General features: G+C 47.0%; 10 protein-coding genes and 1 riboswitch. Of the genes, 4 read left to right on the top strand and 6 right to left on the bottom strand.

What is annotated here, in order from left to right; all coding sequences use genetic code 11:
- Window positions 1–97 precede the first annotated feature (97 nt).
- From JGK07_RS01690 to JGK07_RS01670, 5 genes are all read right to left on the bottom strand, one after another.
- A complete protein-coding gene (locus JGK07_RS01690) occupies window positions 98–889 on the bottom strand; it encodes a universal stress protein (RefSeq protein WP_293174520.1) in 792 nt (263 codons plus the stop codon).
- Between the two features lie 55 nt (window positions 890–944).
- Window positions 945–1,787: a nitrate ABC transporter ATP-binding protein gene (locus JGK07_RS01685; RefSeq protein ID WP_293189735.1), complete on the bottom strand. Its 843-nt coding sequence runs from the start codon at window positions 1,785–1,787 to the stop codon at window positions 945–947.
- 235 nt (window positions 1,788–2,022) lie between these two features.
- Window positions 2,023–3,450, bottom strand: coding sequence for an ABC transporter substrate-binding protein (locus tag JGK07_RS01680; RefSeq protein WP_293174526.1), 1,428 nt, complete (start codon window positions 3,448–3,450; stop codon window positions 2,023–2,025).
- A 242-nt stretch (window positions 3,451–3,692) separates the two neighbouring features.
- Window positions 3,693–4,541, bottom strand: coding sequence for a nitrate ABC transporter permease (gene ntrB / locus JGK07_RS01675; protein ID WP_293241276.1), 849 nt, complete (start codon window positions 4,539–4,541; stop codon window positions 3,693–3,695).
- A 100-nt stretch (window positions 4,542–4,641) separates the two neighbouring features.
- Window positions 4,642–4,853: riboswitch (cyclic di-AMP (ydaO/yuaA leader) on the bottom strand.
- Between the two features lie 287 nt (window positions 4,854–5,140).
- Window positions 5,141–6,478: an SLC13 family permease gene (locus JGK07_RS01670; protein ID WP_293174531.1), complete on the bottom strand. Its 1,338-nt coding sequence runs from the start codon at window positions 6,476–6,478 to the stop codon at window positions 5,141–5,143.
- Window positions 6,479–6,615: 137 nt separating this feature from the next.
- On the opposite strand from JGK07_RS01670, the gene JGK07_RS01665 reads away from it, so the two are divergent.
- The 3 genes from JGK07_RS01665 to JGK07_RS01655 all read left to right on the top strand — a co-directional run bounded on the left by JGK07_RS01665 (window position 6,616) and on the right by JGK07_RS01655 (window position 11,517).
- The gene (locus tag JGK07_RS01665) at window positions 6,616–7,968 is read left to right on the top strand and encodes a HAMP domain-containing sensor histidine kinase (protein WP_363319632.1); all 1,353 of its coding nucleotides are present in this window, start codon (window positions 6,616–6,618) and stop codon (window positions 7,966–7,968) included.
- 42 nt (window positions 7,969–8,010) lie between these two features.
- Window positions 8,011–10,110 (top strand): magnesium chelatase ATPase subunit D, encoded by a 2,100-nt coding sequence (gene bchD, locus JGK07_RS01660; protein WP_293195676.1) that lies wholly within the window; start codon window positions 8,011–8,013, stop codon window positions 10,108–10,110.
- Between the two features lie 210 nt (window positions 10,111–10,320).
- The gene (locus tag JGK07_RS01655) at window positions 10,321–11,517 is read left to right on the top strand and encodes an RNA-guided endonuclease TnpB family protein (protein ID WP_293174981.1); all 1,197 of its coding nucleotides are present in this window, start codon (window positions 10,321–10,323) and stop codon (window positions 11,515–11,517) included.
- A gap of 119 nt (window positions 11,518–11,636) precedes the next feature.
- Here the strand turns inward: JGK07_RS01655 and JGK07_RS01650 are convergent, their stop codons facing one another.
- Window positions 11,637–11,990 (bottom strand): PEP-CTERM sorting domain-containing protein, encoded by a 354-nt coding sequence (locus tag JGK07_RS01650; RefSeq protein ID WP_293189731.1) that lies wholly within the window; start codon window positions 11,988–11,990, stop codon window positions 11,637–11,639.
- Between the two features lie 568 nt (window positions 11,991–12,558).
- On the opposite strand from JGK07_RS01650, the gene JGK07_RS01645 reads away from it, so the two are divergent.
- Entirely contained in the window at window positions 12,559–13,287 is a 729-nt protein-coding gene (locus tag JGK07_RS01645; protein ID WP_293174544.1) for a Bax inhibitor-1 family protein, read from the top strand.
- Window positions 13,288–13,563 lie beyond the last annotated feature (276 nt).

Here is a 13,563-nt window from a genome sequence, read left to right as displayed (position 1 = left end):
CTAGCGTTTTTGAAGCAAGAGAAGCACCAACCGCGCAGGGATCTTAACTCGCTCGCGCTATAAAATCTCACCTCAGAGGCTTCCATTTCCCACAAGTTTAACGTGCAGGCATAGCTGTAGCCAACTGCAAGTTGCTCAAACTTTCTTCGGGCCCCAAATCCATCGGATAGCTGAGTGCGGCAGGAATCCCCAACACGCAGCAGGGAAAATTCTTGCCGAGTTGCCTAACCAGCGGGTGGTTGCGAGAATTGCAGCCTAAAAATAGTAAATTTGCCGATTCTAATTCTACCACATTTCTCAATTCTGTCGCAACTTTACCGATGCGTAAATGAGCTTTGAATAAACCGCGCCATTCCTCAGCCAAACAGCGGGCTTGCCACAGCAACTTATCTGCTACCTCGTACTCATTATTTTGACAGAAAATTGCTCGAAAATAAGGCGGATCGATCCAGGTCGCTCGCTGGGATACCGATTGGATTTCGGCTGTAGGTAATGCGATCGCAGGCGCTGCACAGTAAAGAGCCGATTTTTCCTCTAAATCCGACAGTTGGGGCTTCGTAGCCCAGGCATTTTCCACACCCAAACTACAAGTATTTTCATCGTAAATGTTGGGAGTTTCGTCGAGTACGTAGACGACTTGCACCGTGACTTCTTGAGTTGTTACTAAACGAGTTTGATGAGCAATCCAAAGGGTAATATCGAGAGCTGTTTGACTTTGAGGAGAACTGTTGTAACCCACAATAAAATTGATAGATTTTGTCGGTTTTGTCGGTTTTGACTTTTTCTTAGAAACAGGGACTTTTGACTCCGGCAGCAACACCATTTCTTCCGCTAAGTTTTGGCATCCTAATGCACTTTCAAAACGCGCTAAAATTGTTTTGAGATTCACAGGCTAGACCTCTCTTAAGTGAATTTTTTTGTCGGTTCTTCTAGTCGCCCTTGGGTTATTCGTCTTGAGTAAAGTAGCGATCGAGAAAATTCAAAGCGTAGTTTCGCAGTTCGTAATATTCCTGAGATTCCCGCAACTCCTGGCGATCGCGCGGATGCGAAAACGGCACTGCCAAAATCTCGCCGATTGTCGCCGCCGGGCCGTTTGTCATCAACACAATGCGATCGGACATATAGATAGCCTCGTCCACGTCGTGGGTAATCATCATTGCAGCTTGTCTGTGATTTTCCCAGATATCGAGCACCTGTTTTTGCAACTTGCCACGAGTCAGAGCATCCAGCGCTCCAAATGGTTCGTCCATTAATAACATCTTCGGCCGAAGTGCCAAAGCTCGCGCAATCCCAACCCGTTGCTTCATGCCCCCTGAAATTTGATCGGGATATTTATCTGCTGCTGCTGTTAAGTTTACCATTGCTAGGTGTTCATTGACAAGGCTAATCTTCTCAGCGCGGTTGAGATTTTGCAAAACTTCATCAACTGCTAGGCGAATGTTTTCCCGCACCGTCAACCAAGGCAGCAATCCGTAGTGCTGGAATACCATCATGCGATCGGCTCCAGGTTTGCGAATTTCCTTGCCTTCTAGTGTCACGATTCCGCCACTTTGTTGTTCCAAACCTGCTACTATTTTCAGCAGCGTCGATTTGCCACAACCCGAGTGACCGATTACTGAAATAAATTCGTCAGATCCAATACTTAAGTTGATATTTTCCAAAACGCTAAATTCGCTGCCATCAGCATTTTTATACGACTTGAACAAATTGTTTATTTCCAGAAAATTAGCAGATTTGCTGTTAACTTTGTCGTTGGTGGGGGTAGATGTAGAAGTAAATTGAGTCACGGTATTCTCCTAACAAGTAGTAAAGTAATTTAATTTAACTGCGACTGCCTAAACTCTCAAATTTAGCAGTCGATTTCAACTGAGATCTTGCATCAATGTCAATTGGGGCTTTTTCGTGGGGTGGGGCGGGTTTATTTAACTTGTCTGCTACCTTTTAGGCTGTTGGCTTTCCCCGCCCATACAGGTTGTTGAAAATGGTGCAAGATGTCATAGGAACAGCGAAAGCAGTCAAATATTAAGACTGAAAAAAAGATTGAGGGCGATTGGCTCGAATTTCAAAACTATTCAAATAACCCACCGGATCGCTGGGGTCAAATGATTTTTTGTCAATGAAAACTTCCGCAGGTTCGACTTTGTAATCCTCCTGGGGACAATCGATCGCCATTTCGGCAACAATCTTGCGGTAAAGGTCGGTTCTCCAAGCTTGTTTAGCTAATTCATCAGCATTTTTCGGCACCTCCTTAATGTGTCCCCAGCGGGCCGCTTGAGTCATCAACCAAATACTGTGAGACTGCCACAAAAATGTTGAATGATTTCCCGGTATTTGGGGCAAGTTCTTAGGAATGTCATAGAAAATTGTGGTATCTTCAGATATTATAGTGCGGTCTTTTTCATCAAACCCACCATAATTGTATTCCCCAACTATTCCCGGTCGCGTAAATTTGTCGATCGCCCCGTTTTTAGGTTTAGCCCCCGTAAAAGATCGATCGGTCAACAATGCTGCTATTTGACTGCGATTTTCCGGTTTGCTGCAAAACTGACAAGCTTCCACCATTGCCTTCACCAGCGAGTAATAAGTCTTCGGGTTTTCGTCAATGAATGATTGCATTACTCCCAAAACGCGATCGGGATGTCCCTGCCAAACTTCCTTACCTTGCGCGAAGGTAAACCCCACGCCCAAATTACCTTTAATTGCCCGCGTATTCCAAGGTTCTGCCACCATGTAAGCCTGCATCGCCCCGATTCTCATATTCGTTACCATTTGAGGCGGCGGCACAATAATTATCCTAAATTCTTTGAACGGATCGATACCGGCAGCGGCAGATATATAACGCACAAAGTATTCGTAAATAGCAGAACTTAGTACAACTGCCCAGACTTTATTTTCTACTGGTTGACTCTCAAAAAAACCTCGAAATTGCTTGCCAAATTCTTCTAAATTGCCGTTGTATTCGTGCCACGGGCGCAAACCAAAATCCCACATTGCTTTGCTCATCGTCATCGCGTTGCCGTGGCGGTGAATTGTCATTGCCGCGCACATGGGTGCGTGACGCGCTCCTTCGGCACCAATGCGGGCGTTTGTGATGGCGCCGGATACGACTGGGGAGGCGTCGAGGCGCCCGAAAATCAGGCCGTCGCGGGAGGTTGCCCAGCTTGCTTCGCGGTTGAGTTTGACGTTTAAGCCGTATTTGCGGAAAAATCCTTTCTTCCAGGCGATCGCAAATGGTGCACAATCGTTAACGGGTACGTACCCTATGGTTAGATTGGGTTTCTCTAAGGTTTGGGAATTGACGATCGGCTTTACCGCTTCGGCTTCTTCTGTGAGTCCTTTTGCCGATCGATCGGCGTTAATCCCACAACCAGATAAAGCCATTCCCGCCGCCGCACCCATTCCTTGCAAAAACTCCCGCCGATTCCATTCATTGGAAAAGTTATCACTCATACCATTTTAGATTTTAGATTTTAGATTTTAGATTTTAGAATTGAAGAATTGAAGAATTGAAGAATTGAAGAATTGAAGAATTGGCAATTACTGATGAGTTAAGGGTTTGGCTCTAGCAAATCAATTGCATTTTATTTGGAGTTCACTATGATATAATTCTCCATCGTTAATCGCTAACTATCCGCCATCTCAAACCTGAGTTTTTAGCTAATGACTAATGACTACTGACTAATGACTAATAACTAATGACTCTCGATCGATCGATGCGTTACCAATTCCTGAACCTTGCCAACAGCCCAATCGAGCAGCAAACCAGTTAAGCCAATTACAAACACCGCTAAAAATACCGAACTTAGATTCAAACGGCTCCACTCATCCCACACAAAAAAGCCAATTCCTACACCACCAGTCAGCATTTCCACCGCCACAATCACCAGCCAAGCAATCCCCAAACTAATCCGCAAGCCAGTAAAAATGTAAGGCAAACTCGCAGGCAAAATTATCTTAGTAATCCGCCTCCAGCGCGGCATCTCCAACACTCGCGCCACATCCAGATAATCCTTGGAAACGCTAGAGACTCCCAAAGCCGTGTTGATAATTGTCGGCCACAAAGACGTAATAAATATCACAAAAATTGCCGACGGATCTGCTAAATTAAAGATTGATAGAGCGATCGGCAGCCAAGCCAGCGGCGACACCGGTTTGAAGATTTGAATCAGCGGATTGAGCGCCATCATCGCCGGTTTCGACATCCCGATCAGAAATCCCACGGGAATCGCCACAACGGCACCCAGCAAAAATCCTAGCAACACCCGCCGCAAACTCGCCAGCAGCAGCCAGCCAATGCCTAAATCTCCCGGCCCGCGCTGGTAAAATGGATGCAATATGTAATCTAAATTAGCGATTAACGCTTGATACGGAGTGGGAATTAAATCGCTTTTGAAGCTGGCAACAATCCACCACAGGCCAAGAATTCCCAAAAAACCAACCGCCGGCAACAATACATTATCTCGGATGATGACGGGTTTTGTTCGTTTCCAGGCAGCTTGTCCGGCAATTGCGATCGCAGATAAATTAAGTTGAATTGACATTTAAATCTCCTCAGAGTCAGGGGCGGTACAAGAAATCTTGAACAATACCAACCGGAGACACTGACGAAGCCAAACTATCTATTGAAGACAAGTTGACTCTTCAGTCTCTTCTCAATGCCTGCGAAGTTAGCTGACGGGCTAGGACTGAGAGATGCCCTTCTCTAAAGATTTCAAACTCAAAATTACACTCAAATTTGGCAATTTTTAACTTTGGTTTTTAATTCTGTAGGGATTCGCCCCGAAAATTGGTTCCTCCGCTCCAGCCACAGGCTTTGTTTAAGGGCGCAGTGCTGGATTAGGCTTGACTTTTAAGCCAATTTAAATTAACCTAGCACGACCTTCTCATCCTGTCAATACGTCTTTAGGAGTAGGTAGGGGCGATGATCGGCGAAGCCCAAAAGTTGAGAAACAGAACTAATACAATTTGAGATTTTCCATTTTTCGATTTGAGATTAGGCAATGACTGATGACTTAAGGGTTTGGATCGCTGGCCTACAGTTGCTTTTTTTGAAGGGGTATAATAAATGCTGACCAATGACTAATGACTAATGACCAATGACCAATGACTAATGACCAATGACTAATGACTAATGACTTCTTCAAATCAGAAACCGGATAGTTACATAAACAGCCGCAGCCACCAATTGCAAAGCCATCACAGGAAGCCCGTAACGCAGAAAAGTTTGAAAAGAAATCCGGCGCCCGTGCAGCTCAGAAATTCCCGCAGCCACAATATTAGAAGAAGCTCCTACCAAAGTGCCATTTCCTCCTAAAGTTGCCCCGTACATCATCGCATAAAACAGTGGCAGCACAGCAGGTGGAAACTGCCCTGCAAAATCGGGTGCCAGCACCTCCGTCGGTGCGAGTCCGACATTCACAACATACTGTTTTAACAGTGGCACCATCGCCACAACAAGCGGAATATTTGGCACCACGCTCGACATCAAACCCACGAAAAATAACAGCGTTAAAGAACCAAGAAAAATATTTTTACCTAAAATAGCTGCTAAAATTCCCGACATCCCAGCGATGACTCCGGTTTTTTCCAAACCGCCAATTAGCACAAATATCGACATGAAAAATAGCAGCGTACTCCAATCTAAATCCCGTAAAATATTGTTCAAAGAATCTATTTTGGAATGGTGAGCCAAGAGCATTGCCAAAGCCGCCCCCAACAAAGCCACGGCTGCTGGTGAAATTGGCACGGGCAGCGACTCTCCCACTACAAAAAATGTCAGCACGAAAGCTATAATTAAACCGCCCACCGCTAACACTCGCGGATGATTGATTTTTGGGTGTGGCAAATGTTCCAAATCATCCAATTCTTTGTGCCAGATTTCGGGGAACATCCACGGCAGAATAACTAAGATGACTGCTACGGCGATCGCCCCACCTAAACTTAACTTTAACAGGTAATCTGTAAAGCTCATGTTAATCGCATCGCCGACTATGAATGTCGCCGGATCTCCCACGATTGTCAGCAGTCCCGAACTGTTAGCCACAAATACCATTAAAATCAGCAGCGGCACAAAATCTACACCGACTTCTTCTGCCATTGGCGGTATTAACGGTGCTAGCAGCATGACAGTCGTGGCGTTGGGTAAAACTGCACAAATTGGGGTAGTAATTCCGACAATACCAAGCAAGAGATTTTTGCCTTTGCCTTTCGCCAAAAGCACCATTTGAGTTGCCAAGTAGTCGAATATCTTGGTAGGCTCAAAGGCTCTCACCATGACCATGACTCCAAAAAACAAGCCCAGCGTTCCGTGACTGCGACTAATATATTCGATCGCATCCTTTAACGTCATTACGTGGGTGAAAACCAGAATCAGCGCTCCCAGAAATGCCGCAATTGTGAGGTGTATCCATTCTGTAATTATTAAGAAAACTACACCGATAAATGTGGCCGCAGCGATCGCAGCTTGCACGTTTTCCATTTAGTCCCCTGACAAAATTAAAAATTAAAAATTCAAACCTCTCGGATTGAGGGATTATACTACTTTATGGCTATTAGGTCAATAAGTTTAAGTGCTCCTTTTGGCAGCACCAAGCTGGAATGTATTCATAGTGAGAGTTGCAGCACAGGGAAAAATTAGAGCGAAACTACTTCTTTTGGCAGGCTCGCGTGGGGGTGAAGTTTGGTATGGCGATCGGGCGATCGCTCAACTACAATGAAACATGGGGAATATCTGCCAAACTTCGCCCCCACGCAGACATTATGGACTACAGCCAACTGCTCGCCGACAAAACCGATACCATCCTCAAAAACTGGATTGAAGCAGTACGCTTGGATCGGAAAATAGAAAGCGCTGACACCTTGCCACACTCTGCGATCGAAAATCACATACCTCACCTGTTGGGGGCGATGGTCACAGTGCTTTCACAATCTCAAAACAGCGACATAAAAGCAATAATTGAAGCCAGTTTAGACCACGGGTTTCTGCGAGCAGAACAAGGCTACGATGCCGCAGAAGTAGCTCGGGAATACCATTTATTGCGTCAAGTAATATTCTCCCACTTAGAAGCACCATTGCTAGCAGGAACCACCGCCGACGTATTCAGAGCTTTTCGGCTCATAGATGCCGTAGTAGACGAAGCAATTGCCCAGTGTTTCGATAGCTACGTCGCTCAGAGGCTCCAGGAACTTCAACAAATCCAAACTCAGTTAGAACTGAACAATCAAGAACTCTCTCGCCTGGTCAGCGTCAACCAAGAAAACCTCTACCATTTAGCTCACGAACTCAAAACTCCCCTCAACTCAATTATCGGTTATTCCGAACTATTTTTGCGCCAAGAAAAATGGCAAGCCGAAATCAAAGATACTCTCCCCGGCATCGAACACATCGAGCGAGTATTGCGCAACGGCAGACAGTTGCTGCGCCTGATTAACGATACCCTAGAACTTTCTCGCGCCGATGCCGGCAAAATTAAACTTAACCTGCGGCAAACTAATGTACAATCTCTAATTAATACCGTAGTAGAAATGATGCAGCCAATGGCTGATGCTAAGGGATTAAAGCTCGCTGTTACCAGCGACTGCGCCCCCACACAAGTAATCGCCGACGGACAGCGGCTGCAACAAATTCTCACCAACCTGCTGAGCAATGCCATTCGCTATACAGAATCTGGTAGCATTGAATTAAGTTGCTGCCGTGCTGGAAATGCAAATTGGTCGATCGCCATTACAGATACCGGCATCGGCATCGCTCCCGCACATACCAACCGCATCTTTGAGCCATTCTTTCAAGCCTCAGAAGCCGGCCAACAGCACTTTCCCCCCGACAGCACCGGTTTGGGATTAGCTATAGTATCGCGGCTCGTTACCCTGATGCAAGGCAAAATCGAGCTCGCATCAGAAATCGGAGTCGGCTCAACTTTTACCGTGATTCTCCCCTTAGAAGTTAAAATACTTCAAGCAGTAACCTAAACATTAAGTTCAAATTTTTAGATCCGAAAATCAGAAAATCCTATGCCCGCAGCCAGCCTTAGCCCTTCCACAGCATCCTTTCCCCTCACCGCCGTAGTTGGGCAAGAAGCAATCAAATTAGCCCTGCTGTTGGCAGCAGTAGATCCCGGATTGGGAGGAGTTGCGATCGCCGGACGCCGCGGTACAGCAAAATCAGTAATGGCCCGCGCCTTGCATTCCCTACTGCCACCAATTGAAATTGTCAAAGACTCTTTTTGCAACGCTGAACCTGATGAAATTATTGCAGAAAATGCCTCTGACCTGTCAGAAGAAAACGGGCAAGATGCCCGTTCCACAAATACAAATCCAGCCACCGAAATAATTCCCACACCATTCATTCAAATTCCCTTGGGTGTCACCGAAGACAGACTCTTAGGTTCAGTCGATGTCGAACAATCAGTAAAATTCGGTCAAACTGTATTTCAACCCGGACTCTTAGCCCAAGCAAATCGAGGCGTACTTTATGTAGACGAAATTAACCTCCTCGATGACAATATTTCCAACCAATTGCTCACAGTATTAACCGAAGGCCGCAACCAAATAGAGCGCGAAGGAATTAGCTTCCAACATCCCTGCAAACCTCTGTTCATTGCCACCTACAACCCCGAAGAAGGCCCCCTCAGAGAACATTTGCTCGATCGCATCGCGATCGTCCTTTCCGCCGACGCAGCCCTCGAACTACAAGAAAGAGTCTACGCAGTAGAACAAGCTTTATCCTACTCCAGCTCGCCCCAAGAATTTCTCAACCAATACGCCGAAGACACCGACAACCTCAAAACCCAAATCATCCTCGCCAGAGAATGGCTCAAAGATGTCACCATTAAACGCGAACAAGTTGCCTACTTAGTAGAAGAAGCCATCCGCGGCGCAGTTCAAGGACACCGCGCCGAAATATTCGCAGTGCGCGTCGCCCGCGCCTGCGCCGCCATCGAAGGACGTACAGAAGTTAACGCCGAAGACTTGCGCCGCGCCGTAGAATTAGTCATCGTACCCCGCGCCACCGTCATCCAATCTCCCCCAGACGAAAACTCTCCTCCTCCCCCGCCGCCACCACCCCAAAAGCAGTCAGAACAAGAACAAGACGAACCAGAAAACGAGCAAGAAGACGAAGAAAATCAAGAGGATGAAGACAACCCCGAACCTCAAGAAGAACCAGAGCAAGATACCATTCCCGAAGAATTTCTGTTTGACCCCGAAGGCGTAATTCTCGACCCCAGCGTGCTTTTATTCGCCCAACAATCCGCCAACAAACAAGGCAAATCCGGCAGCAGAACCACCATTTTCTCCGAAGATAGAGGCCGTTACGTCAAGCCAATATTGCCCAAAGGCCCAGTCCGTCGCATCGCCGTTGACGCGACTCTTAGGGCCGCCGCACCTTACCAAAAAGCCCGCCGCCAAAGGAATTCAGACCAGGAACCCGCGGCGAGTTCCAGCCCAAATCGAGATAAGCGGGTATTTGTGGAACAGGGAGACATTCGGGCGAAGCGCTTAGCCCGAAAAGCTGGAGCTTTAGTCGTATTTGTCGTGGATGCTTCGGGTTCCATGGCGCTCAACCGGATGCAGTCGGCCAAAGGTGCTGTCATGCAGCTACTCACCGAAGCTTATCAAAGTCGCGACCAAGTTGCGCTGATTCCCTTTCGCGGAGAACAAGCAGAAGTATTGTTACCGCCGACTCGATCGATAGCCTTGGCCCGCAAGCGTTTGGAACGATTGCCCTGCGGCGGCGGTTCCCCCCTGGCCCACGGTTTGACTCAGGCGGTGCGCGTGGGAGTTAATGCGCGGCAGTCTGGAGATATCGGTCAAGTGGCGATTGTTGCTATTACTGACGGACGCGGTAATATTCCTTTGGCTCGTTCTTTGGGCGAACCGATTTTAGATGGCGAAAAGCCGGATATTAAGAAGGAGTTGCTAGAAATTGCTGCCAAAATTCGCGGTTTGGGAATGCAGTTGCTGGTGATTGATACCGAGAGCAAGTTTATTTCGACCGGCTTTGCGAAGGAGTTGGCCAAGACTTCTGGCGGGAAATACTATCATTTGCCGAAAGCTTCGGAACAGTCGATCGCAGCTATGACTAAAAATGCTCTGCGCGACGCGATCGGCTAAAATCCTTAACGGACACGCGGGAAGTCCCGCGCTCTAACGCAGGGCGTGAGCGTCGGGATGAAAGCCGAGCGAGGTGAGGAGTCCCATTTGCCCACAAGCTACTAGGCGTAAGCCATAGAGAGATGGGCTCCTCGGCGACGAGATGAGCAAACTCCTTGCATTTTCTTTGTATATCAGCTATAATATTATCAGCAACCTTGGTTAATGATAATGTATCAGGCTTACAAGTTCCGACTATATCCGACAGCCGAACAGCAGCAGTATTTTGCTGGTGCTTTCGGCTGTTCGCGTTGGTTGTGGAATTACAGCCTAAATATGAGTCAGGAAACATACAAGGCTACGGGTAAGGGGCTAAGTCGAGGTGCGATCCAAGGTTTATTACCTCAGCTAAAAATAGAATATCCTTGGCTGAAGAAAGGGGCTTACTCGCAATCTCTACAGGTTGTTGCGCTAAATCTGTCTGTTGCCTACCAAAACTTCTTTGAGAAAAAAGCTGGATTCCCTAGCTTCAAATCAAAGCACGGTCGGCAATCTGTCAGCTATCCTCAGAATGTCAAGGTTGGCGAAAAGTCGATCAAGCTACCTATCATTGGTGAAGTGAATTGCAAAGTTCATCGCACTTTTGATGGCACAGTTAAGACTGTTACCGTATCTAAAAACCCAGATGGAAAGTATTTTGCTTCTATCTTGGTTGATGATGGCATCAAGAGCGTAGAAACTACTGCGAAAGGCAAGGCAATTGGTTTAGATGTAGGCTTGATTGACTTCTGTGTAACTAGCGATGGCAGTAAGTATAAAAACCCTCGTCACCTCAAGAAACATAGCAAAAACCTCAAGCGCAAACAGCAAAAACTCAGTCGTAAACAGAAAGGAAGTAGCACTAGAAACAAAGCTAGAAGATTAGTGGCTAAAGTCCACTCTAAAATCAAACGTGTTCGCGAGGATTTTCTGCACAAACTGTCCCGCAAGATAGTAGACGAAAACCAAGTCATTGCAGTAGAAGATCTAAATGTCAAAGGCATGGTACGCAACCACTGTCTAGCCAAAGCAATTAGCGATGCTGGCTGGGGGATGTTCGGAACAATGCTCAAGTACAAAGCTGAGAAAGATGGGAAAACCTATATTGAGGTTGAGCGATTTTTCCCTAGCTCCAAAACTTGCAATAATTGTCTGCACAAAGTATTTGAGATGCCATTGGATGTTCGTCATTGGGATTGTCCTAAATGTAAATCTCGAAACGATCGCGACGTGAATGCGGCAAAAAATATCAGAGATGAAGCCTTGCGGTTTTTGGCATTAGGAACGAGTGCTGCTGCCAGTGGAGGGAATGTAAGTCGTGGTGGCAAGATTTCGGTCTTGTCGAACGCGGTTCCCCTTGAAGCTGGAAGCCCGCTCTCTACCCGATAGGGTGAGAGTCGGGTAGTTCACATCGAGATTCACTAGCCTGGATCGTGGCACAGGCATCTTCCCTGTGTCCTGAATTGTGGCACAGGCATCTTCCCTGTGTTGCATCTACTCTTAACAATCTAAAAACTTTGATTTTTGCCAAAACTCTCCTGTTTAACTCTCCCTCTCCGGCGAGTCATCACCAGCGAACCGGCGACTAAAACCAACCCCGCCAGCATTGAAGGCTCAGGAATTTTCACCGGCCCAGCCGCCCGGTTTACCGTTCCCGAGTTCGGGCTCGGTAAAATTGTACCTTGCGCGGATTGACCAGTCAGAGCCAGCAGCAAATGTTCTGAACCCTGCGATGAAGTGGCAGTAGAAACGGCACTGACATTAGCTGCAAGGGCAGCTTGACCGCCGGAAATAAGGGTAGTTGCCGCCAATAGAATTCCGGCGGCAGGTGGGAATAATGTGCGAGCAAAAAAGGTGGGCATTAGATATTACCTGTTTGGCATTTTGTCGATCGAACTAAATACTTTCACGATTAATTTGCTTTACATACCCTGTCTCGACCACTTTCGCAACCCACCCAACCGCTTAAAAATTTAAGATTTATTTTATAGTTGAGATGATTCAGATTTCCGGGCTGTAGTTTCAACTAAGTCACCAATCAAAAACCTAAAATCAATGGGAGTCCCTGACTCAATCATAAACTGCTCAATCCCAAATCGTAAATCCCAAATTCCAAATTGATTAACTTCAGCTATGTATTTGCAATGCGATCGACTTTTAGGTTGCCCATCGCCGCCAATAGCACCGGTACTTTAACCTCAATTATAGCTCTACGACGACTGACAACGGTCTCAGACATCGTTCCCCGACAACGACCGCAGGGTGGAGATTTACTGGTACGGCGTTGATTATAAACAATCACTTCCAGGTAGGAAGTGATCTCACCCCCGTTCTTTATCAAATCTTTAAACTACTTCATGTTTTGTCAACAAACTGTAAAGCTGTCAAAATATAGATAGCAAATCTCAGCCAAAATTAGGTAACATCCTCGTGAGTAACACCAGCAACTTCCGCGAAGCCGTGCGCGAGGCCAAAAACCACGCGCTGGTTGGCCCCAACGTCATCGCTAACGCTCTCCCCTTCGTGGGCGGCGGACTTGTCTTAACTGCTGTCGGCACCTACGGCGGCCTCGGAGTCATCCGCAACTATCCCGGTATCTTCTTTCCCACGTTTATTGCTGCGATCGTCCTAGAATTAATTCTGTTCTTCGTCGCCAGCGCCGCCGCCGAACAAAACAACAAAAACACCGCCTTGCCCCTGCTGGCTACCTACAGCCTGCTTTCCGGCTACACCCTCAGCGGATTGGTATTTACAGCCCTCAGAACCCAAGGCGTCGGTATCGGCGGCATCGGTTTTGCAGCCCTCGGCTGCGGCATTACTTTCATCGCCGCCCGCCAAATAGGCTCCAACTTGTCGGAAGCAGACGGCATGGCCCTCACCAAGACTATCAGTTTAGGTGTCATTGCTTTGTTAGTAGTCGTTGGCGGTCAATTTCTGCTGTCGCTGTTTGGCGTTTACACCCCAACTTGGTTGGAAATTGGCATTTCTGGCATCGGCGTGTTTATATTTGCTGGTGCTGCGATCGTCGATTTTTACATCTTACCCCGCACCTACCACGACGACCAGTATTTGCCCGCCGCCCTGTCGATGTACTTGACTTACATCAACTTGTTCATCTTCATTCTGCGCCTGATGATTGCTCTCAACGGTCGCGATTAATCATTGAAAGTTTAGCTTAAAAACAACCGCAGCGCGATCGACATCCGGCTGCGGTTTTTTATTACCTTGACAATTCCCGCTTGCATCCGCGTTCATCCGCGTTCATCCGCGGTCAAAAAATATTTTTTAGTATTTGTGGCACAACAAGTGAGCCACAAGCTAAGATTAATATAATCACCCACAACGCTGGAGAAATCACAGTGGAAATTCTAGAGACCAAACACAATATCGAAATTTTGTGCGATCGACTAACCAACCTACAAGACTGTCTTTGAC

Source organism: Microcoleus sp. PH2017_24_DOB_U_A (assembly GCF_020738205.1).
Lineage (GTDB): Bacteria > Cyanobacteriota > Cyanobacteriia > Cyanobacteriales > Microcoleaceae > Microcoleus.
The sequence above is the reverse complement of the archived record's forward strand: the minus strand, read 5'-3'. Positions and strand labels throughout refer to the sequence as shown.

What these genes read in the sequence shown, in the direction of transcription:
- ntrB (WP_293241276.1), bottom strand. Translation starts at nt 4,541, where the DNA reads ATGTCAATTCAACTTAATTTATCTGCGATCGCAATTGCCGGACAAGCT.
- JGK07_RS01670 (WP_293174531.1), bottom strand. Translation starts at nt 6,478, where the DNA reads ATGGAAAACGTGCAAGCTGCGATCGCTGCGGCCACATTTATCGGTGTA.
- JGK07_RS01655 (WP_293174981.1), top strand. Translation starts at nt 10,321, where the DNA reads ATGTATCAGGCTTACAAGTTCCGACTATATCCGACAGCCGAACAGCAG.
- JGK07_RS01650 (WP_293189731.1), bottom strand. Translation starts at nt 11,990, where the DNA reads ATGCCCACCTTTTTTGCTCGCACATTATTCCCACCTGCCGCCGGAATT.
- JGK07_RS01680 (WP_293174526.1), bottom strand. Translation starts at nt 3,450, where the DNA reads ATGAGTGATAACTTTTCCAATGAATGGAATCGGCGGGAGTTTTTGCAA.
- bchD (WP_293195676.1), top strand. Translation starts at nt 8,011, where the DNA reads ATGCCCGCAGCCAGCCTTAGCCCTTCCACAGCATCCTTTCCCCTCACC.